The following is a 20,774-nucleotide window of genomic DNA, read 5'->3' on the forward strand; positions in this document are numbered from 1 at the left end:
ATTAAGTTCCTGTAAGGGAGGTGCAATACATGAGACCGACGTTCAAACCGAATGTGAGCAAACGCAAGAAGGTGCATGGTTTCCGCAAAAGAATGAGCACGAAAAACGGCCGCAAAGTGCTGGCAGCCCGCCGCTTGAAAGGCAGAAAAGTTTTGAGTGCGTAAGTTAGGCCACTTAAGGACCACTGCGGTGGTCCTTTTTTAAATATAAGGGGGCTGGACAGGTGGATCATCTGATTCGCTTCCTTATATAGCCCGAGAAACGGATATCGGCCTTTATAATGAAGGAGGTTCCCTTTTTCACGAGTGCATGAATAATTGTTAAGCTCTGCAGAGGATGTTGGCTACACTTTGCGGGGCTTTTTAATGTATGCGGATGTAAATGAAGGAATAAGCCATATGTCCGGACTTAACCGTTTATGGCGGCAGCCGGATGACTATACTAATTTAGAAGAAAAATTCCGGAGCTCCTCGTGTCCGGTCTTTGAATAGGAGATTCCCGTGCACAAAAGATTACGATTACGAAACCGTGCTGACTTCAGTCGCGTATATCGCCATGGGAAGTCATTTGCGAATCATCAATTTGTAGTGTATTGGTTCAGCAGAAAAGAGGTGGAGCGGTTCCGGTTGGGTGTGTCGGTTAGCAAAAAGGTCGGAAACGCCGTCGTCCGAAACCGGATGAGACGACTGGTGAAGGAAATCATCCGCCATCATGAACCGGAAATTGCCGGCGGGCTGGACATGGTCTTCATCGTTCGTAAAGGAGCACTTTCTATGGATTACGCCGAGCTGGAGAAAAGTGCGCTTCATGTACTGCGCAAAGCCAAGCTGCTCAAGGCTTCACGCAAGTAAGGGGCTTGTTTATTTGTATTCATAATTATGGTATGATTTACGGTGCAATGGAATGTTTATGAGAGGGGTTTTGAAGTGTCTCTATTGAAGACTAGACGAGGAAAACAATTTCTTCTCCTCGGCCTAATGGTACTGATGATTGCTGTTCTGTCAGGGTGCGCTCCATCATCAGCGGTTACGCACACTACGGAGGATTTGAAGAACGGAAGCTTTTGGCAAAGTAATGTCGTTTATTATTTCGCCATAGCGCTCGATACTTTCGCAAAATGGTTTGATGGACAGTATGGACTAGCCGTACTTGTAATGGTTTTGATCGTCCGCACTTTAATTTTGCCGCTTACCATGAAGCAGGTAAGGAGCTCGCGTGCGATGCAGGCCATTCAACCGGAACTCCAAAAGATCCAGAAAAAATATAAAGATCAGCCTGAAAAAGTACAGCAAGAAACGATGCGCCTGTTCCAGGAAAATAAGGTGAATCCGATTTCCGGCTGTCTGCCGCTGATTGTGCAAATGCCAATTTTTATCGCTCTATATAACTCGATCTATTACAACCCTGCTCTGCGGGAGCATTCGTTCTTGTGGCTCCAGCTCGGCAAACCCGATCATCTGTTCATCCTGCCGTTGCTGGCTGCCGCTACTACATTCCTGCAGACCAGAATGATGACAAAGATGAATCCGGTTCAACAGCAGGGCCCTATGCAGTTCATGATGATGGTATATCCGGTTTTGATTTTCATCATGTCCTACAATTTCCCTTCAGCACTTCCACTGTACTGGTTCTACAGTAACCTTTACACCATTATTCAGAACTACTTCTTATACCGCAACAACGATAAGACCAAATTGGCTGTTGCAGGTGCCGGTAGCAGCAGTGAAGTTAACCTTGTGAAGAGCAAGAATCCTGCTTCCGCTACGAAAGGCAATGGAAGCAAAGGATCGAAGGGGGCCAAAAAGTCAAAATGAGCAAAATCGTCGCAACAGGGAAAACCATTGAAGAAGCTGTAGAACGGGGACTTAACCAGCTTGGAGTTCAAAAGGACCGGGTCACGGTCAACGTACTTGAACAGCCGTCAAGAGGATTCCTTGGATTGATCGGTGCGAAGGATGCCAAGGTTGAATTAACCTTAATTGCCGAGGCCGCACCGGCATCAGCGGCGAGTGCTCCGTCAATGCCTCAGCAGTCATCTAGAGAGAGCAAACAGGAGGCTGTCGGCGGCGTGCCGCGCCAAGATTCCGGACAACCGGTGGAGGAAGCATACCAAGAAGCCGTTCATTTCATCGTGGATGTCGCCAAGAGTATGGGGCTAGAGGTAGAAGTGGAAATCGTTCATACGAAGGAATCGACCATTCTGCAAATTTCCGGTCCGGATCTGGGGCTGCTGATCGGCAGAAGAGGACAAACTCTCGATGCTTTGCAGTATTTGGCTAATATTGTGGCCAACCGTTATTCTGACAGTTTCATCCGGCTGGTGCTGGATGCGGAGAATTTCCGCGAACGCCGCAAAAAGACATTGGAAGAGCTGGCTGACCGGCTTGCGGGACGGGTAGTTCGAACCCGTAAAGAGGTCGTGCTGGAGCCGATGTCACCGCAGGAACGGAAGATTATACATGCCAGGCTGCAGGATCACCGGCAGGTCAACACCCTTAGTAAGGGTGAGGAACCGAATCGCCGTGTCGTTATAACATTGAAGTAGAGACTAATATTGCCGCAATGACTCCTTGACCAATGTAAGGGGTCATTGCTTTTTTTAAAATAGAGGAAAGTATAGATTATATTGAGGTGAATAACAGCATGCTTAGTGACACCATCGCTGCCGTATCAACGGCATTAGGCGAAGGGGGAATTGCGATCATCCGGGTGAGCGGCCCACAGGCCATCTCCCAGGTTGCACCCTTATTCCGCAGCCGGGTTCCGCTGACCGAAGCGGAATCACATACCGTTCATTACGGCCATATTATAAGTCCGGCTGACGGAGAACGAATGGAAGAAGTGCTGGTAACTGTGATGAAGGGACCACGTTCTTTTACAACAGAGGATGTAGTGGAAATCAGTGCCCATGGCGGGGTGATTTCGGTCAGAAGAGTGATGGATCTGCTGTTGCAGCAGGATATCCGATTGGCTGAGCCGGGTGAATTCACCAAGCGTGCTTTTTTGGGCGGACGAATTGACCTTTCCCAGGCAGAAGCGGTGATTGATTTGATCCGTTCCAAGTCGGACCGGGCTTTTTCCGTTGCGCTGAAGCAGGTTAGCGGTTCATTGTCCCAGCGTATCCACTCCCTGCGCCATACCCTTATCGAGACGCTGGCGCATATTGAAGTGAATATTGATTATCCCGAACATGATGTGGAAGCCTTAACCGCCGAGTTTATTAAAGACAAGAGCAGTGAAGTAATGGACGGCATTAATAAGCTGCTCAAGACTGCTAATGAAGGTAAAATTTTGCGCGAAGGCATTACGACAGCTATTGTGGGCCGTCCCAATGTCGGTAAATCATCCCTGCTGAACGCATTGGCTCGCGATAACAAAGCGATTGTAACGGATATTCCAGGAACAACGCGTGATGTCATAGAGGAATTTGTAACGATTAATAATATACCGTTGAAGCTCCTCGATACAGCAGGTATTCGTGAAACCATGGATGTCGTGGAAAAAATCGGGGTAGAGCGTTCCAAAGCAGCTTTTAGTGATGCTGACCTGATTCTACTGGTGCTGAACGCAAATGAAGAGCTGCATGAAGATGAGCTGGAACTTATGGAACAAATCCACGGTAGACAAGCCTTAGTCATCATGAATAAAATGGACTTACCGGCACGCCTGGATAAAGCCAAGCTGCACGAATATTTTAGCGAGGCCAGCATTGTCCCAATGTCGGTACTGGAAGAGGAAGGCCTGGATAAACTGGAAGAAGCTATTTCGGAGCTCTTTTTTGGCGGCAAGCTGGAATCGGGAGATTTGACCTATGTAAGTAATGTACGCCATATCGCACTGCTCAAAAAAGCGCATAGGTCGCTACAGGATGCGTACGAGGCTGCGGAGATGCATATTCCAATTGATATGATCCAGATCGATGTAAGGTTGGCTTGGGAGCAGCTTGGAGAAATTATCGGGGATACTGCTGCCGATTCTCTGCTGGATCAAATTTTCTCACAATTCTGTTTAGGCAAATAACATGCTTCTTGCGAATGATTCATTACTGAGTTATTGCAGATCATGTTCATTATATTACTGCGATTGAAACGCAGCCTTTGGGGAGGAACAAGACATGAGTTATGAAGGAGGCAGCTATGACGTTGTTGTCATAGGCGCCGGACATGCCGGTTGCGAGGCTGCTCTGGCGGCTGCACGCATGGGCTGCAATACGTTGATGATTACGATAAACCTGGATATGGTGGCATTTATGCCCTGCAATCCGTCCATTGGCGGACCAGCCAAGGGCCATGTAGTGCGCGAAATTGATGCACTCGGCGGTGAAATGGGCCGCAACATCGATAAGACATACATTCAATTGCGTATGCTTAACACAGGCAAAGGACCCGCCGTCCATGCCTTGCGTGCGCAAGCGGATAAATTTCTGTATCAGCATGCGATGAAAGAAACGATGGAGAAAACCCCTAACCTAACGCTGCGCCAGGGTATGGTGGAGGAGCTTATCGTTGAAGACGGCCGCTGTGTCGGCGTAATTACGAAGACAGGTACAGTCTACCGCAGCAAGACGGTTATTCTGACGACTGGAACTTATTTGCGGGGCAAAGTGATTATGGGTGAGCTGACATATGAGAGCGGGCCGAATAATCAGCAGCCTTCAGTACGGTTGTCCGAAAATTTGCGTGAGCTTGGTTTTGATCTGGTGCGCTTTAAGACAGGAACACCCCCACGTGTGCATAAGGACACGATTGATTTTTCCAAAACAGAAATTCAGCCGGGTGACGACAAACCGAAGTTCTTCTCATTTGAAACGAAGTCGTCGCAGAATGAGCAGCTTCCTTGCTGGCTCACCTATACCTCTGAAGTGACTCATCAGATCATTAATGACAATCTTCATCGGGCGCCGATGTTTACTGGAATAATTGAAGGAACAGGACCCCGTTATTGCCCTTCTATAGAAGATAAAGTTGTCCGTTTCAGCGATAAATCCAAACACCAGATATTCCTTGAACCGGAAGGGAAAAACACATCGGAATACTATGTACAAGGACTTTCCACCAGTCTTCCTGAAGATGTTCAGCTGGCGGTTCTGCGTTCGATTCCAGGGATGGAAAAGGTCGAAATGATGCGTAATGGTTACGCGATTGAATATGATGCCATGGTTCCTACACAGTTATGGCCTTCGCTGGAAACCAAACGTTTGCCTGGGCTGTTCACTGCCGGTCAAATCAATGGCACCTCCGGCTATGAAGAAGCAGCAGGGCAAGGGGTTATGGCAGGCATTAATGCAGCGCGGAAAGTTCAGGATAAAGAACCGGTAGTACTTGATCGGTCCCAAGGTTATATTGGCGTACTGATTGATGATTTGGTGACCAAAGGAACTAATGAACCTTATCGTCTGCTCACCTCGCGTGCTGAATATCGTCTGCTGCTTCGCCATGATAATGCTGACCTGCGTCTGACGCCTATCGGACATGATATTGGTCTGATCCCAGAGCAGCGGTATACGGCTTTCCTGGATAAAAAAGAGCGTGTTGAACGTGAAATCGTCCGGCTCCAGGAAACTAAGGTAAAACCAGTGGAGGTCAATGATGCGCTTGCGGGTTATGAGTCTGCCCCAATCGCAGATGGAAGCAACATGCTTACACTGATGCGCCGCCCTGAGCTTACGTATAGTTTCGTGGACCAGGTTTCTCCTTCTCCTGAAGCACTGGACGAAGAGATGAAGGAGCAGGTTGAAATTCAGATTAAATATGCCGGATATATCGAGAAACAGCTGCAGCATGTGGAAAAGCTGCAAAAGATGGAGAAGAAGAAGATTCCTGACACTATCAACTATAACGAAATTCATGGATTGGCAATGGAAGCACGGCAGAAGCTGACTAAAATTGCTCCAATCTCAATCGGGCAGGCTTCGCGGATAGCTGGAGTAACACCAGCAGATATTTCGATTCTTCTTGTACATTTGGAGCATTTCAATCGTGTGACGGCAGCGAAAGGATAATCTATGGATAATACTGTAGCACAGTTTACGGCTCTACTTCAGGAACAGGGAATCAAGCTGAACCCGGAGCAGCTTAAGCAATTTGAGCTTTATTATCAGGAACTGGTTTCCTGGAATGAAAAAATGAATCTCACCGGAATTACCGAACGGGATCAGGTATATACTAAGCATTTCTATGATTCCCTTTCACTTGCTTTCTATTTAAAGATGGATGATGCGAAAAGCTTGGCTGATATCGGATCAGGAGCCGGCTTCCCAGGGATTCCGCTAAAGATTTGTTTCCCTCATTTGAAGCTGACAATTGTTGATTCCCTAAGCAAACGAATTTCCTTTCTCCAGCATGTATGCGATACACTTGGATTAGAAAATGTTCAACTGATTCATGGCCGGGCAGAGGATGTATCCCGACAATTTGTTCATCGCGATGCCTATGATATAGTTACGGCCCGGGCGGTTGCCCGTTTATCCTTGTTGAATGAATTCTGTCTTCCGTTTACAAAAAAAGAGGGTGTGTTTGCAGCAATGAAGGGTAGTGATCCTGCTGAGGAACTAAAGGAGGCGAAGTTCAGTTTCAAGGAGCTTCGCGCTGAACTGCAAAAAGTTGAATCCTTCAGTTTACCCGTAGAGGAATCTGGCAGACATATCGTTATTATTCGCAAGACAGGAGCTACTCCAGCAAAATATCCGCGTAAAGCGGGAATTCCGGCCAAATCTCCTTTGATCTGATTGTTTCACGTGAAACATCGTTTAAGCGAATAAATGCTGTAAAGATCAAGTCCTTATTCCTTAGGGCTTGATCTTTTTTTATTTCTCCATCGCTTTATTCGTAGCATGCATTGCAGGAAAAATAGGTCCATATGGAGAATAGGATTATGAGCGGAAAAGTGATAGAATAATATAGTAAGACTTTTCACCAACAAAACTGCAATATCTTTTGAAACAAAATCAATAGAAGCTTTCTTTTTGCTGTACGATACGATAAGCTTTTCGCTAGGCAGGGTCAAGGCGATCGTACTATAACGAAATTAGGTGGTAATGAACGGAATGAAAGAACAATTCACCAAGCTTTTTGGATTTACCGAGCGGAGCAGCGGAGAAGAGATCAAACAAATCCCGGTTCATGAGGTCATCAGCAGTCCTTATCAGCCACGGACTATTTTTGATGACGATAAGATAGACGAGCTCTGTCAGACTATCAAAACTCACGGTGTGATCCAGCCTATTGTCGTGCGGATGCGCGATTCCCAGTATGAGATTATCGCGGGTGAACGGCGCTGGCGGGCTGTGAAGAAGCTTGGTCTGGGGACAATTCCGGCTATTGTTCGTGAGTTCAATGATTCACAGGCTGCATCTATTGCCTTAATCGAGAATTTGCAGCGTGAAGGGTTGACCTCAATTGAAGAAGCTATCGCCTATCAGAAATTGATTGATCTTCATCAATTGACTCAAGAAAGCTTGGCACAGCGTCTCGGTAAAAGCCAGTCAACAATCGCGAATAAAATCCGCTTGCTGCAATTACCTGAACAGGTTAAAACTTCACTTATGGAACGCCAAATCACAGAACGGCATGCCCGTTCCTTATTATCTCTAGACAGTGTGGAAATGCAGTTGAAGGTGCTTGCGGAGATTATTTCTAAAGGCTTAAATGTTAAGCAGACAGAGGCAAGAATCGCATTTTATAAAGCTGTGAATCAGACCAAAAAATCCAAACGGGTTTCCTATACAAAGGATGTCCGGCTCGCTCTAAATACAATTCGTCAATCCATAGATATGGTATCAGGTTCTGGAATGGAGATTAAAACCTCGGAAAATGACCGCGGTGACCATTACGAGATCGTAATCCAAATCCCAAAAAGATAATTCGTTTTAAAAGCTGAAGGCGGCCCTGAGGTGATTGGCCGCCTTTTCTGTGACTTGAACCGGAGTATATCACATAAGACAGAAATGAAATGATACTTGTATATTTGTCTATATTTCTCGCAAAAAGTGATGCCGTATTCAATTTACGATTGCGCCGTAAAACAACTCACGACCTACAAGATGATTCTTCCTAACAATTCGAGGTGAAATAAGTGTCCAAGATTATTGCCATAGCAAATCAAAAAGGTGGAGTCGGTAAAACGACAACCTCTGTGAACCTTGGTGCCGGTATGGCTACTTTAGGGAAAAGAGTGCTTCTTGTCGATATTGATCCGCAAGGCAACACTACAAGCGGCGTTGGCGTCAACAAAGCGGATGTAGCAAATTGCATTTATGATATTCTTATTAATGAAGTGAATCCTCAGGAAACGATATTGGAAACACAAATTGAGGGGCTTCATATTATCCCGGCAACGATTCAATTGGCGGGTGCGGAGATTGAATTGGTATCTACAATTTCCAGAGAGCTGAAGCTGAAGAAGGCGCTTAATGCAGTGAAGAGCAATTATGATTATATTATCATTGATTGTCCTCCATCATTGGGTATCCTTACCATTAATTCACTGACGGCTGCGGATTCAGTGATTATTCCTATCCAGTGTGAATATTATGCCCTTGAGGGATTAAGCCAGTTGCTTAATACTGTAAGGCTTGTACAAAAGAACCTCAACCCGCATTTAAAGATTGAAGGGGTATTGTTAACCATGCTTGATGCCCGGACTAATCTGGGGATTCAAGTGATTGAAGAAGTGAAAAAGTATTTTCAGGAAAAGGTTTACAAAACTATTATCCCACGCAATGTACGGCTAAGTGAAGCGCCTTCCCATGGGCAATCCATTATTACTTATGATACCCGTTCCAAAGGAGCGGAAGTTTACTTAGAGTTGGCAAAGGAAGTGATCTCTTATGAGTAAGCGTTTAGGGAAAGGTCTCGATGCGTTAATTCCGTCCTTGTCTATCAATGAAGACGATAAGGTTGTGGAGATACCTTTAGGACAATTGCGCGCTAACCCTTATCAGCCCCGTAAGGACTTTAATGAGGAAGCCATACAAGAGTTGGCTGAATCCATAAGACAACATGGTGTAATTCAACCGATTATTGTTCGCGCAGTGCTGAAAGGTTATGAAATCATCGCTGGTGAACGCAGATTCCGTGCTTCACAGTATTGTGGAAAGGCAACCATTCCTGCTGTTGTGCGAAGTCTTAGCGACCAGCAAGTCATGGAAATTGCCCTGATTGAAAATCTACAGCGGGAAAATTTGAATGCGATGGAAATTGCAGTTGCTTATCAAGGGCTAATGGATCAATTTTCGCTTACCCAAGAGGAGCTTTCACTGAAGGTTGGTAAATCAAGATCGCATATCGCTAACTTTTTACGACTGCTGACTTTGCCGGAAGAAGTGAAGGAATATGTTTCACGTGGAACAATTTCCATGGGACATGCTCGGGCAATCGTTGCCTTGAAAGATCCGGAGACGGTGAAACAGTTGGCGGATCAATGTGTGGAACAGCAGTGGAATGTCAGACAGTTAGAAGAGGTCGTAAAGAATCTGGACCGTAAACCTGCCAATGGCATAAAAGCGAAAGTTGTTAAACGTGATCCATACATTGATAATGTTGAAGAAGGATTGCGCGAGCGATTCAAAACAACAGTGAAGATTAAACAAGGTAAAGAAAAAGGGAAAATTGAAATCAATTATTACAGTGCCCAAGACCTGGAAAGATTACTGGAACTATTGGGAAACTGATTTGGATATCTGTGCCCGAAAACATATCCTGAGATATCCTTTAGCGGATATGGAAGGGTGTGTTTTTTAAATGAAAAAAAGTGAGGGTGGAGAGATGGGAGAATTGATTTATTTAGATCATGCGGCAACTTCATGGCCTAAGCCCCCAGAGGTGGCTGCTGCGATGCTGGATGCCCTGCAACACTCCGGCGCGAATGCCGGCCGTGGTAATCACTCGCTCGCCATTGGGACAGGCAGGGTGCTGGTGAGAGCGCGAAGCATGCTTGCTGAACTTTTTTCTATCTCCAACGCTCAGGATATTGCCTTTACCCACAATACAACAATGGGGCTAAATATGGCCATTAAGGGTACACTGCAACGGGGGGATCATGTCATCTCAACGATGACAGAACATAATTCCGTTCGTAGGCCGCTGGAGTATTTACGCCGGACTTTAGAAGTGGAAGTAGATTATTTGCGCGTCGATGCTAAAGGCCAGGTCGATTTGCTGGAGCTTCAAAAAACATTAAGACGAAATACTAAAATGGTGATCTGCAATCATAGTTCCAATCTGCTGGGCAGTATTCTGCCAATCGGAGAAATTGGCGATATCGCAAAGTCTCACGGGGCGGTGTTTCTGGTGGATGCTGCGCAAAGTGCCGGGACGCTGGAAATAGATGTAGCCCAAATGAATATTGATTTACTTGCATTTCCTGGTCATAAAGGGCTGCTTGGACCGCAGGGGACAGGGGGGCTATATATTGCTCCAAACCTTGATTTAGAGCCACTGATGCATGGAGGGACAGGCAGCCAGTCTGAAAACAGTGAACAGCCTACTGTTCGGCCTGACCGGTATGAAGCGGGGACACAGAACGCTGTGGGGATAGCCGGGCTGCTTGCAGGCTTGAAAAGGATTAAGTCTTTAGGCCCGGTGAATATTCACCGGCAGGAATGGCTGCTGACACAGAAACTAATGGAAGGTTTGTCCGGCATTCCTGGTATGAGGTTGCTTGGGCCTGAAATTGGTGTTTCGCGCAGCGGAATTGTTTCGTTTACAATAGAAGGGCAGGAGTCGGCAGAGATTGCACATCGGCTGGACCGGGAGTATAACATTGCTGTGCGTGCCGGGATGCACTGTACCCCGTTGGCCCATAAAGCGGCGGAGACACTGGAAAGCGGTGCTGTACGGGCAAGTGTAGGAGTCAGCTCCACAGAAGATGATATAAACAGAATGCTGGTCGCCATGGAGGAACTATATGGCTTTGCCCGCAGCAGATAAATACGAAGGATGGTCCATATATGTCAGAATTGAATCAGTTAATAAATGAACAATTATCCTGGTTTGTTATTGCGTTCACCGTTGTGGTTATAATAATGGCTATAGTGTTGATTCTTCAGAGCAACAAGCTTGGCAAGATGCGGCGCAGATATGAAACGATGATGAGCGGTAGCGGTGTGGAAGATCTGGAAAGCTTGTTAATTGATCTTAAGAATCAAGGCGATATGCTGGAAGAGGAGCAGAAGGAACATAAGGCTTTGATTGAAGCTGCTCAGGCTAAAATGCGCGGCATGAAGTCAAAAATGGCTCTGAAGCGATATAATGCCTTCGGTGAACGCGGAAATGACCTGAGCTTTTCGCTGGCAATAGTGGATGACAATCGCAGCGGAATTGTGCTCACCAGTCTTCATAATCGTGAGAACTCCTATATCTATTCCAAACCGCTTGAAGCGGGAGAATCCCAATATCCTTTGTCTCCAGAAGAGAAGGAAGTTATTGCTCTCGCGTTGCAGCAGATTTAGCGTGAAGATTCCACTGTTTCAAGGCGGAATGGAGGCTGACAGCAATAATATCAGATAACCGCATTACAAGACTCAATCTTGTATTTTGTAATACGAAATACTCCATAAATCCGCCTACGTTAACGATGCCAGTCAGATGGATATCGCCAACAGGGGGAAGTTGCTTGTTAACGCCGGCTCCGGGCTTTAAAGGTCCATCTACGACCTGAATACAGCCGACACTCGTAGAATGTCCCAGGCAGGCATCAATACCAATGATAAAAGGGTTATTATATTTCTCTCGGATGAGGGTAAGTGTTTCTTCCAGATTAACGGCATGCACAGGCTCGTCCAGTGTTCCATACAGCTGGAACAGAGGGCTGTGGAACCGCGCCAAGGCTGTTCCAACCAGCGGTCCGAGTGAATCTCCGGTTGAACGGTCCGTGCCTATACAGACGATTATAATCGGTGTATCGGGACGGGTGCGGGAAAAGTGAAAAAGCAGACGGTGAGTAATAGCAGAATAGATATTGGGATCGTCATGTGATATTTTTAAACAGGATGGTTCTTGCAGTGGTGCAGCTTTAGAAGAAGAATTCATAAAATCTTCCTTTCTGAAGGGGACTCTACCAAAATATCAGCAGGCTTGTCTTTCCATTGAAAGGTTGCTGATGATCCTAGTATATGGATGAAAGAGATTTTTTATACTACAGGGGCAAGAGATAGGACGTTTAACCCAGAGGGAGGCGTGGAGATGGAGGAAGAGCTGCTGATTGCTTTTGATTCTACGCAGCAGGCGCTGCGCGCCGAAATGCTGCTGGAATACGCGGAAATCGAAATTGATATCTTCCCGACTCCCAAAGAAATTACAGCAGGCTGTGCAATGTCTATTCAGTTCTTTCGGGGGGCCATCGGGGAAGTCCGGAAGATTATAGCGGAGCAGGACGTTGAAATCCGCGGGATCTATGGCAAGGACAATGAAGGAAGAGGTTATACACTTATCGCGGAAGGGGAGGAGTAGATGAATAAGTGGATGTTGAATGCAGAAGAACATACAGATCCATTGAAAGCCGCATATACTCTTAGTGATAAGGTGTGGGAGTTTTTCACCAACACGGAGATGTGGGCAAATGTGCTGTTTTCGGGCTTGCGGATTCTTATCATCTTTATCCTGACACGGGTCATTATAAAAGTGGTATCCAAGATCATTGACCGTTCAATGGAGCGGGAGACCCGTGGAAGAATGTTAGTGAACAGCCGCCGGTTCTCAACCGTTGGGGGACTGCTGAAGAATGTGGTTACGTTTATCTGTAATTTTGTAATGATCATGATAATTCTCGCTGAATTTAATTTCAATTTGGGACCACTGCTGGCAGGAGCCGGGGTAGTGGGGCTTGCTATTGGTTTTGGAGCGCAGAGTTTGGTCAAAGATGTAATTACCGGATTCTTTATCATTTTTGAGGATCAGTTCGCGGTAGGCGATGTAATCCAGACCGGTACTTATAAAGGGACTGTAGAGATGATTGGTCTCAGAACGACAAGACTGCTGAGTACTACCGGTGAGGTTCATATCATCCCGAATGGCACCATTATCAATGTGACCAACTATTCACTTGCCAATGCTTTGGCAGTGGTGGATGTTCCGGTGAAAATAGAGCGGGGGCTTGAAGCCACTCTTTCATTGATTGGTGAAGCGCTTGTGGGGATTGAGGAACGTAATTCAAATGTACTCGCGTACCCGAATATACTGGGTATTCAGTCCATGAGCACTTCAGAATATGTGATTCGTGTAGCGGCGAATTGTCTCCCTAACGCCAGAGACTCGGCAGAACGGCAGATCCAGAGCGATATCAAACAGGCGCTGGAGAAGCAGACTAGTCTGGAGGCGGCTAAGGCCGAGCAGGAAGCGCGTGAGTTGGCGGGACGCGTAGCAATGGCGGAAGCGGAAGCCGAGGCGCTTGAAGCGGCACGGAGAGCCCGGGAAACCGAGGGGAATAACCCTAGAAGGCAAATCGCTGCGGCTCAGGAAAGAGAAGGCGAAGAGGGGGAAGAGTGATGGAACGGAAGGTTTTCCAGTTGGGTGATGTTGTGCAGATGAAGAAGCCGCATCCTTGCGGCACTAATGAAATGGAGATTATCCGCATGGGTATGGACATCCGCATTAAGTGCACCGGCTGCCAGCATAGTGTCCTGATTCCCCGTGCAAAGTTCGAAAAGAACATGAAAAAGGTTCTGCGTGCAGCGCAATGCGGACTTGAATAATTAAGCTTGCAAAGCAAGCTGCATCATGATACAATAATTCTTGCTGCGGAGAGGTACCCAAGAGGCCCAAGGGGGCTGACTCGAAATCAGTTAGGCGTGTCACAGCGTGCGTGGGTTCGAATCCCACCCTCTCCGCCACTACAGCACTTTATAATCGTTAATCCAACCTTCGCTGATCGGCGGAGGTTTTTTTATTTGTACTTGATCAACAACAAAAAAGAGGAACCCTATCGGGTCCCTCTCCAGAGGCAGTACATCAATGATGTTCGGAATTTCTCTGTGTAAAGCCGCTAAAGTGATTGGGTTGTGCTGAGACTGTGCTTTTTTTAGGAGCCCAGCCCTTACTCTTCCCGGGTTACAATAGTTGCTGAATCAGAATCCCAGTGATTGTGTTCGTCTACGACGTCCAACGGAACCACACCTCTCTTTTGTACTGCCTGAGTTTATTATGGGACAGGATCGACTCTTTTATACATGATGCTCAAAAATTAATGGACCCGCGCTTTCTCGACCTTTTTCCATTTGCGGTTTTTGTTGGTGGTTTCGGGGAAGGTATCACCCTTTTCCATTTCGATCCGTTTCGGATTATTGATCTGTGTGTGGAAGCTGCGTGCTTCGCCTACTTCCATGTAGACACCGGGGTTAGGTGCTTTGTCGCCTTTTTCATATTCCGTCTGTTCGCCCATGATATCCCTCCTTCTCTAGAGTGGTGAATACAGTTATATTGTGCGCACTCATGAGGTTGTTCATGTAGCTAAAAAGTACCTGGAAATGGTATTGATTAATATTGCTTGCACTCGTCAGAACTATTTGGTATATTAATATGGTGCGAGTCTATGTTTGTGCTCGTTCCTTGCTCCTGACGTGATTAGGGGCCGCAGACCATAAGGAGGTGAAAATTATGCGCAAATATGAAGTCATGTACATTATTCGTCCTGACATTGAACAAGAAGCCGTTCAAGCAGCAGTCGAAAAATTCCAAGGCATCATCTCCAACGGCGGAGAAATTACAAAGCACGATGTGCAAGGTAAACGCCGTCTTGCGTATGAGATCAAGAAATTCCGTGATGGCGTTTATGTTTTGGTTAACTTCAATGCAGAACCTGCAGTAGTTACCGAATTGGAACGTCTCATGAAGATTTCCGACGAAGTAATTCGTTATCTCATTACGAACGACGTTGCCTAAGATGTTGACAAGCTTTGTAATTGATCGCGTTAAAGGAGGGGATTGAATTGTTGAACCGTATCATTCTGATCGGTCGGTTGACCCGTGACCCGGAACTTCGTTATACTCCCGCTGGTGTAGCCGTAACGCAGTTTACACTTGCTGTAGACCGCAACTTTACGGGCCAGAACGGTGAACGCGAGGCGGACTTCATCCCGGTAGTAACCTGGAGACAGCTGGCTGAGACCTGTGCCAATTACTTGCGCAAAGGACGTCTGACAGCCGTGGAAGGACGCATCCAAGTACGGAATTACGAGAATAACGAAGGTAAACGTGTATACGTAACCGAAGTCATTGCCGATAATGTCCGTTTCCTGGAATCTTCGCAAAACCGTGAAGGCGGAAATACACCAAGTGATGCAAGTGTTCCTGAAGAACCAGCCTATGGTGGTAGCGGTGGTAACAGTGGGCGCGGAAACAGCAATAATTTTTCGCGTAACAACAACAATAATCAAGATCCTTTTTCGGGCGATGGAAAACCGATCGATATATCGGACGATGATTTGCCATTTTAATAAGGAAGGACTGAACTGAACATGGCTTTCAAACAAAGAGAAGGCGGAGACAACGACAAAAGACCGGCACGTCGTGGTGGACGCAACAAGCGCAAAAAAGTGTGCTACTTCACTGTGAACAAAATTACTCACATTGATTATAAAGACACTGAGCTTCTTAAGAAGTTCATCAGCGAACGCGGAAAGATTTTGCCGCGTCGTGTAACAGGTACAAGTGCAAAATACCAACGCGCTCTGACCATTGCTGTAAAACGCTCGCGTCAAATCGCGCTGCTGCCTTACACAACGGAATAGGACGTTTTATACAAAGCAGCCGGGCAACCGGCTGCTTTTTTATTTGCCCCTAAACGACACCCTCCCGCATTAATCAGCTTCAGCTAAGAAGAAAGACGGATAAAACCAAATGATAGCAGGACGGCTGCGCTCAAAGTATGCCCGCTTGGTCATAAATACTAAATTGTATATAATGAGTAAGAAATGACGGAAGCTAAACAGCCGCATAATTTAATTCTTGGAGGCATGATGATGGTCAGTGCAAGCCCCTATGTAGTCATTGAGAATGTACAAGATTCGGTAGAATATTATCAGAGCGTGTTTGGCGGGGGAATTAAGATTTTGAATGAGCATAAAGGCAAGTGGCTGCATGCAGAGCTGCATCTGGGCCAGAGTCTGATCCATTTCTCCGATGATTACGGGAAAGGCGCCAAGACGGAAAATGTCAGCATTATTATGGGGCTGGACAGTGAGGAACAGCTGCGCGGCATTTATGACAAACTGATTACTGATGGCGGTCAAGTCCTGGTTGAGCTGCAAAAGACTTTCTTCGGCGCTCTTCATGGACAAGTTGCAGATAGTAAGAATAGAATTAGTTGGGTATTGAACTGTTTTGTTGCCAATTGACGGATGTCACAGAATGTAGTAAATTACAGTTATCCTAAACTAAAGGGGAAATTTTGATGTTGGTGAGCGTTCTTAACTAAGCAATTTCATATTACCTAAACAATTAGCTGCGCCAGGTATCGGATTAGGCGATACGTGTGCTCTGTTTGAGTCTGTCCCGCGACATGCTCTGGTTGTTGAAGGTGAATGATTTAGTTAAGAACACACGAAGCGTCACGATGGCCTCTTTACGGCTGTTGTTCTCTTTGTAATTAACCGTGCTCTTGCAGCACGGTTTTTTCTATTTTCAGAGACAACAGCCTATAAATGAGGGCAAGGACTGCCGTAGTGGCAGTCTTTGCCCTTTTTTGCGTTAGGAACAATCACGCCTGACACATTCAGGCCGACAATAGAGGAGGAGAAACATTGAATCTGCAAAGTTTGAATACCCTTGAATACGAAGAGATCAAACAGGATTTGGCACGGCATGCAGTATCCTATGAAGGAAGAAGATATGTAAATGAGCTGGCACCGATGACTTACCTGCCGGCAATCCACCGGGCAATGGATGAAACGGATGAAGCCTATGAGCTGTTGGGAAGAGGGGCAAGTGTTCCGCTGCCTTCTCTGGAGGGAATCGAGTCGATCATGTCACTGCTGGGTACGGGATATATGTATAACGAGCAGGATCTTATGTCGGTATGCACCTTTCTGAACAGCTGCAGCCAGCTGCGCAAGTATATGGCCTCCAAGGAGCAAAGTGCGCCGCGGATCGCCGCCTACGGGGCTTCTTTGCAGGAATTGAGGCATGTCAGAGAGGAAATAGAACGTTGTATCCGGTTTGGGGTCATAGAAGACCAGGCGAGTAAAGGGCTGGAGAGAGTGCGCAAGCGCCTGGCAGTGGCTAAAGAGCGGCTAAACAGGAAGCTGGAGAGTATTATGTCCAAGCACCAGTCTATCCTCCAGGAGAATCTGGTCAGCATGCGCGGCGGGCGTTATGTTATTCCTGTAAAACGCGAATATCACAAGCAGGTGAAAGGCTCAGTGCTGGATCAATCCACCAGCGGACAGACCGTCTTCGTCGAGCCTTATGATATAGCCGCCCTACAGGGAGAGCTGGAGCTGCTGGCTGCTGACGAGGCACGGGAAGAGGGAATGATTCTAAGCATGCTCAGCGGCATGGTGGAACAGGAGCAGGAAGCCTTGCGGGTCAATACCGATGTGACGGGCACGTATGATTTCATCTTTGCCAAAGCTAAGTACGCCCGCACACTTGGGGCGAGGAGAGTAGCTTTGAATGACCGTGGTTACTTGAGGATGAATGGCGGCAGGCATCCGAAGCTGAAGGATATGGTGCCGGTCAGCCTGGAGTTAGGCAAGGGCTATAAGTCTTTGATTGTAACAGGCCCCAATACTGGAGGGAAAACAGTTGTGCTCAAAACACTGGGCCTACTGACCTTAATGGTGCATTCCGGAATGCTGGTTCCTGTAGAGGAGGACTGTGACTTTGCTGTATTCAGCGATGTAATCAGTGTTATTGGAGACGGACAGAGCCTGACGCAGTCGCTGAGCACCTTTTCTGCCCAGATGAAGAGCATTGAGGGAATGCTGCAGGAAGCCGGAAAAGGGGTACTGCTGCTGATTGATGAACTGGCGGCAGGGACAGATCCCGGTGAAGGTTTTGCTCTCTCGATAGCTATTCTTGAGGAATTGAACCGCAAAGGGGCGAATATCATTGTCACTACCCATTTTAATGAGCTAAAAGTGTTTGCTGCTTCAACCCCGGGATTCCAGAATGCGCGGATGGAGTTCGATAAAGAGACACTCCGGCCGCTCTACAAGCTGACCATTGGCGAGGCGGGTGAAAGCTACGCGCTGCAAATCGCCGAGAAGCTGGGTATCCCGGCCAATGTCATCCAGCGCTCGCAGCAGCTTGTAGCCCAGCAGCGGGAACAGCAGGGCGGGAGAGTGAACTGGAGCAGCCCTTATTACGGGCACACAGGGCACAAGACTGATGAATTGAGAGTGTCCGTTGAATCGAATGAAGAGGACAAAGAGCGGACTCAAGAAGGCGGAGAGCAGAATGACTCTGCGGAGGAAGCAGGCAGCAAGAAGCAGGCCATGAGTTTTGAGGTAGGCGATGCGGTGTATGTTAGCTCCCTTGGAAGAACAGGAATTGTGTATGAGAAGCGAAATGACTTGGGAATGGTTGGGATTATGATTCAAAAGCAAAAAATGCAAATAAATCATAAACGCCTGAAACCCTACCTCTCCAAAGCGGAGCTGTACCCTGACGATTATGATTTTGATATTATTTTCGAGAGTAAGGATACCCGTAAAAAGCGCAAGCTGATGCGAAAAAGACATGTTGAAGGCGTGACGATCATCCATACGGATGAGGAGCAATAGGCATAAATTCTGAACGGAGGTCTGCCCCGAAAAGGTAGGCCTTTTTGTGTCCGACGCACAAAGGTTACAAATATGGTCTTTTCTTTACGGAGAATATTGTATATCCTCTATAATGTGGTTTATCAAAACCGTGTTTTAAAAATTTTACGTAAACTGATATATATAGCTTAAATTGGAATAACAACTAAATTTTAATAATAAATTCAGTAAAATAAACATTAGAAAACGCTTCCATATAGGGTTATAGGAACAGAAGAAAGGAAGGAATACATGCATAAACGTAAACTTGGCGGAATGCTGATGCTCATGGCTTTCCTACTTTCAGCATGCAGCGGTTTAGGCTTAAGCAATAATTTAAATACAATATCCTTCAGCAAAACGGCTGATGAAGCGAAGGCAGGAGGTACCGTTACCTATGGCTACACCTCTCCGTTCCAGGGACTGTTTGAACCCGCTTTTTTTGAAGGAGATGATGATTCCAATGTTCTTGATTTCATTACGGAGGCTATGTTTACCGTCGAGGATGACCTGACAACCGTACCGAATATTGCTTCCTGGCAGGAATCCGAAGATCATACCGTGTTCACATTCAGCATTAAACCTGGTGTCCGCTGGCATAACGGCGATGAGCTGACGGTGGAAGACTGGAAATTTGCACTTGAGACAATTGCCAGCCCTGACTACACAGGTTCAAGGTATTACAGCGTGGAAATGATTAAGGGAGTAGAAGATTATCATAGCGGTAAAGCGAAGGAAATCTCCGGAATCAAAGTCATTGATCCTTATCGGCTGAGAATTACGGTAAATGCTGCACGCGTGAATACTATTGACAATTTGTGGCCTTATCCGATGAACAAGAAATATTATAGCGGAGTGGCTGTTAAAGATATGCCGGAAAGTGATCAGGTGCGGAAAAACCCAATTGGCATTGGCCCCTTCGAGGTAACTCAAATTCAGCCGGGGCAGCTTGTGGAAATGAAGCGGTTTGACCATTATCACCGGGGAAAGGCTTTGCTTGACGCTGTTGTATATAAGGTAGTGGATCCTGAGAGCCTTTCTCCCCAGTTCAAGGAAGGTATGATCGATATTGGAACGGTTCCGCGGGATAATTTTGCAGCCATAAAGGACTTGGATAACATTGAGGTTCTGCAATCGCCAGAGCTGTCCTACGAATATATAGGCTTCAAATTTGGACATTGGGATGATGTAACACAGCAAAATATCATGGATAACCCCAAGTTTGCAGACAAGCGCTTGCGCAAAGCTATGTATTACGCACTGGACCGTCAAGGTATTATCAATAAATTCTCCAATGGGCTGGGAACGCTGATTGAAACTCCGGTCCCCAGTACAAGCTGGGCCAAAATTGCCGGTTCAGAGATTAATACCTATCCCTATCACCCTGAACTTGCCAGGTCATTGCTTGATGAAGCGGGATATGTGGATATGGATGGCGACGGCTTGCGCGAGGACCCCAAGGGAGCTAAATTCATCATTCACTATGATGCCATGAACGGCAGCAAGACCTCAGCGCCGCGCACGCAGGCGATTCTGCAGAATTGGCGGGAGGTCGGACTGGATGTACAGCTAAACGGTGGAAGTCTGAAAGAACTGAATACGTTCTACGAAGCGGTAGAGAACGATGATCCTTCGGTCGAGCTGTTTAACGGGGTATGGGGACTAGCCAGTGACCCGGATCCGTCAGGCTTGTGGCGCTCATCGGATCTGTGGAATTATTCGCGCTGGTATTCAACCCGCAGCGAAGAACTGATCCGTGAGGGTGTGGGCACCAAATCGTATGATAAGGAGCATCGCAAGCAGGTGTATTATGAGTGGCAGAAGCTGATTAACGAGGAGGTTCCAATGATCTTTTTTGCCGAACGGGCCAATATTACTGCTGTTAATCATCGACTGCAGGGGGTAAGAGTGAATGCTATAAGCAATATTGTAGAGCCGCAGAAGTGGTGGATTAAGGATATCGATTAGACATTTGAGACCGCAAAAACCGCATCCCAAAAGATCGCGGGGGTTGCGGTCTTTATGTGTTAAAGCCTAA

23 protein-coding genes and 1 tRNA gene are annotated in these 20,774 nt (G+C 46.7%); 22 read left to right on the plus strand and 2 right to left on the minus strand.

Translation table 11 applies throughout. The annotated features are described in order from the left end of the window. Positions 1–29 precede the first annotated feature (29 nt). The 12 genes from rpmH to AC3WT9_RS21285 all read left to right on the plus strand — a co-directional run bounded on the left by rpmH (position 30) and on the right by AC3WT9_RS21285 (position 11,449). The gene (gene rpmH / locus AC3WT9_RS21230; protein ID WP_019914530.1) at positions 30–164 is read left to right on the plus strand and encodes a 50S ribosomal protein L34; all 135 of its coding nucleotides are present in this window, start codon (positions 30–32) and stop codon (positions 162–164) included. Between the two features lie 336 nt (positions 165–500). Next, positions 501–851 (plus strand): ribonuclease P protein component, encoded by a 351-nt coding sequence (gene rnpA / locus AC3WT9_RS21235; RefSeq protein ID WP_038598273.1) that lies wholly within the window; start codon positions 501–503, stop codon positions 849–851. Between the two features lie 75 nt (positions 852–926). Further along, positions 927–1,814, plus strand: a complete 888-nt coding sequence (locus tag AC3WT9_RS21240; protein ID WP_492407943.1) for a YidC/Oxa1 family membrane protein insertase — start codon at positions 927–929, stop codon at positions 1,812–1,814. Further along, on the plus strand, positions 1,811–2,545 hold the full coding sequence (gene jag / locus AC3WT9_RS21245; RefSeq protein WP_038598268.1) for an RNA-binding cell elongation regulator Jag/EloR: 735 nt from the start codon (positions 1,811–1,813) through the stop codon (positions 2,543–2,545). Before AC3WT9_RS21240 ends, jag begins: the two co-directional genes overlap by 4 nt. 98 nt (positions 2,546–2,643) lie before the next feature. Then, positions 2,644–4,020 (plus strand): tRNA uridine-5-carboxymethylaminomethyl(34) synthesis GTPase MnmE, encoded by a 1,377-nt coding sequence (mnmE, locus tag AC3WT9_RS21250; protein ID WP_341097481.1) that lies wholly within the window; start codon positions 2,644–2,646, stop codon positions 4,018–4,020. A 94-nt stretch (positions 4,021–4,114) separates the two neighbouring features. Then, positions 4,115–6,001 carry a tRNA uridine-5-carboxymethylaminomethyl(34) synthesis enzyme MnmG gene (gene mnmG / locus AC3WT9_RS21255; RefSeq protein ID WP_341097479.1) on the plus strand — a complete coding sequence of 629 codons (1,887 nt, stop codon included), beginning with the start codon at positions 4,115–4,117 and terminating at the stop codon, positions 5,999–6,001. A 3-nt stretch (positions 6,002–6,004) separates the two neighbouring features. Further along, positions 6,005–6,727 (plus strand): 16S rRNA (guanine(527)-N(7))-methyltransferase RsmG, encoded by a 723-nt coding sequence (gene rsmG, locus AC3WT9_RS21260; protein ID WP_341097478.1) that lies wholly within the window; start codon positions 6,005–6,007, stop codon positions 6,725–6,727. A 318-nt stretch (positions 6,728–7,045) separates the two neighbouring features. After that, positions 7,046–7,861, plus strand: coding sequence for a nucleoid occlusion protein (gene noc, locus AC3WT9_RS21265; RefSeq protein WP_341097476.1), 816 nt, complete (start codon positions 7,046–7,048; stop codon positions 7,859–7,861). Positions 7,862–8,073: 212 nt separating this feature from the next. Then, positions 8,074–8,835, plus strand: coding sequence for a ParA family protein (locus tag AC3WT9_RS21270; protein ID WP_038598260.1), 762 nt, complete (start codon positions 8,074–8,076; stop codon positions 8,833–8,835). Then, positions 8,828–9,670: a ParB/RepB/Spo0J family partition protein gene (locus AC3WT9_RS21275; protein ID WP_340895750.1), complete on the plus strand. Its 843-nt coding sequence runs from the start codon at positions 8,828–8,830 to the stop codon at positions 9,668–9,670. Before AC3WT9_RS21270 ends, AC3WT9_RS21275 begins: the two co-directional genes overlap by 8 nt. A gap of 94 nt (positions 9,671–9,764) precedes the next feature. Next, complete coding sequence (locus tag AC3WT9_RS21280; protein WP_341097830.1) at positions 9,765–10,928, plus strand: aminotransferase class V-fold PLP-dependent enzyme; 1,164 nt, start codon at positions 9,765–9,767, stop codon at positions 10,926–10,928. Positions 10,929–10,948: 20 nt separating this feature from the next. Beyond that, on the plus strand, positions 10,949–11,449 hold the full coding sequence (locus AC3WT9_RS21285) for a DUF4446 family protein (RefSeq protein WP_341097473.1): 501 nt from the start codon (positions 10,949–10,951) through the stop codon (positions 11,447–11,449). Here the strand turns inward: AC3WT9_RS21285 and yyaC are convergent. Next, complete coding sequence (gene yyaC / locus AC3WT9_RS21290; protein WP_341097472.1) at positions 11,421–12,029, minus strand: spore protease YyaC; 609 nt, start codon at positions 12,027–12,029, stop codon at positions 11,421–11,423. The genes AC3WT9_RS21285 and yyaC overlap by 29 nt on opposite strands. A 153-nt stretch (positions 12,030–12,182) precedes the next feature. Here yyaC and AC3WT9_RS21295 point away from each other — a divergent pair, with 153 nt between their 5' ends. The 4 genes from AC3WT9_RS21295 to AC3WT9_RS21310 all read left to right on the plus strand — a co-directional run bounded on the left by AC3WT9_RS21295 (position 12,183) and on the right by AC3WT9_RS21310 (position 13,828). After that, positions 12,183–12,449 carry a putative Se/S carrier protein gene (locus tag AC3WT9_RS21295; protein ID WP_341097470.1) on the plus strand — a complete coding sequence of 89 codons (267 nt, stop codon included), beginning with the start codon at positions 12,183–12,185 and terminating at the stop codon, positions 12,447–12,449. Then, entirely contained in the window at positions 12,450–13,484 is a 1,035-nt protein-coding gene (locus AC3WT9_RS21300) for a mechanosensitive ion channel family protein (protein WP_445935374.1), read from the plus strand. Beyond that, positions 13,484–13,690, plus strand: a complete 207-nt coding sequence (locus AC3WT9_RS21305; RefSeq protein WP_341380303.1) for a DUF951 domain-containing protein — start codon at positions 13,484–13,486, stop codon at positions 13,688–13,690. The genes AC3WT9_RS21300 and AC3WT9_RS21305 overlap by 1 nt, the downstream gene beginning before the upstream one ends. 47 nt (positions 13,691–13,737) lie before the next feature. Continuing rightward, positions 13,738–13,828: transfer RNA gene (locus AC3WT9_RS21310), tRNA-Ser, on the plus strand. 350 nt (positions 13,829–14,178) lie between these two features. Here AC3WT9_RS21310 and AC3WT9_RS21315 read toward each other — a convergent pair. Further along, a complete protein-coding gene (locus AC3WT9_RS21315) occupies positions 14,179–14,376 on the minus strand; it encodes a YjzC family protein (protein WP_341097468.1) in 198 nt (65 codons plus the stop codon). Between the two features lie 215 nt (positions 14,377–14,591). Between AC3WT9_RS21315 and rpsF the strand changes: the two genes are divergently transcribed. The 6 genes from rpsF to opp4A all read left to right on the plus strand — a co-directional run bounded on the left by rpsF (position 14,592) and on the right by opp4A (position 20,704). Beyond that, on the plus strand, positions 14,592–14,876 hold the full coding sequence (rpsF, locus tag AC3WT9_RS21320) for a 30S ribosomal protein S6 (RefSeq protein WP_038598251.1): 285 nt from the start codon (positions 14,592–14,594) through the stop codon (positions 14,874–14,876). A 47-nt stretch (positions 14,877–14,923) separates the two neighbouring features. Further along, complete coding sequence (gene ssb / locus AC3WT9_RS21325; RefSeq protein ID WP_341097467.1) at positions 14,924–15,430, plus strand: single-stranded DNA-binding protein; 507 nt, start codon at positions 14,924–14,926, stop codon at positions 15,428–15,430. A 21-nt stretch (positions 15,431–15,451) separates the two neighbouring features. Continuing rightward, positions 15,452–15,724 carry a 30S ribosomal protein S18 gene (gene rpsR / locus AC3WT9_RS21330; RefSeq protein ID WP_019914552.1) on the plus strand — a complete coding sequence of 91 codons (273 nt, stop codon included), beginning with the start codon at positions 15,452–15,454 and terminating at the stop codon, positions 15,722–15,724. A gap of 231 nt (positions 15,725–15,955) precedes the next feature. Beyond that, the gene (locus AC3WT9_RS21335; protein WP_341380439.1) at positions 15,956–16,330 is read left to right on the plus strand and encodes a VOC family protein; all 375 of its coding nucleotides are present in this window, start codon (positions 15,956–15,958) and stop codon (positions 16,328–16,330) included. 405 nt (positions 16,331–16,735) lie between these two features. After that, positions 16,736–18,718 (plus strand): endonuclease MutS2, encoded by a 1,983-nt coding sequence (locus AC3WT9_RS21340; RefSeq protein WP_341380302.1) that lies wholly within the window; start codon positions 16,736–16,738, stop codon positions 18,716–18,718. 270 nt (positions 18,719–18,988) lie between these two features. Then, positions 18,989–20,704, plus strand: a complete 1,716-nt coding sequence (opp4A, locus tag AC3WT9_RS21345; protein ID WP_341097463.1) for an oligopeptide ABC transporter substrate-binding protein — start codon at positions 18,989–18,991, stop codon at positions 20,702–20,704. The last annotated feature ends 70 nt before the right edge of the window (positions 20,705–20,774 follow it).

It is taken from the genome of Paenibacillus sp. EB106-06-01-XG199, assembly GCF_058791575.1.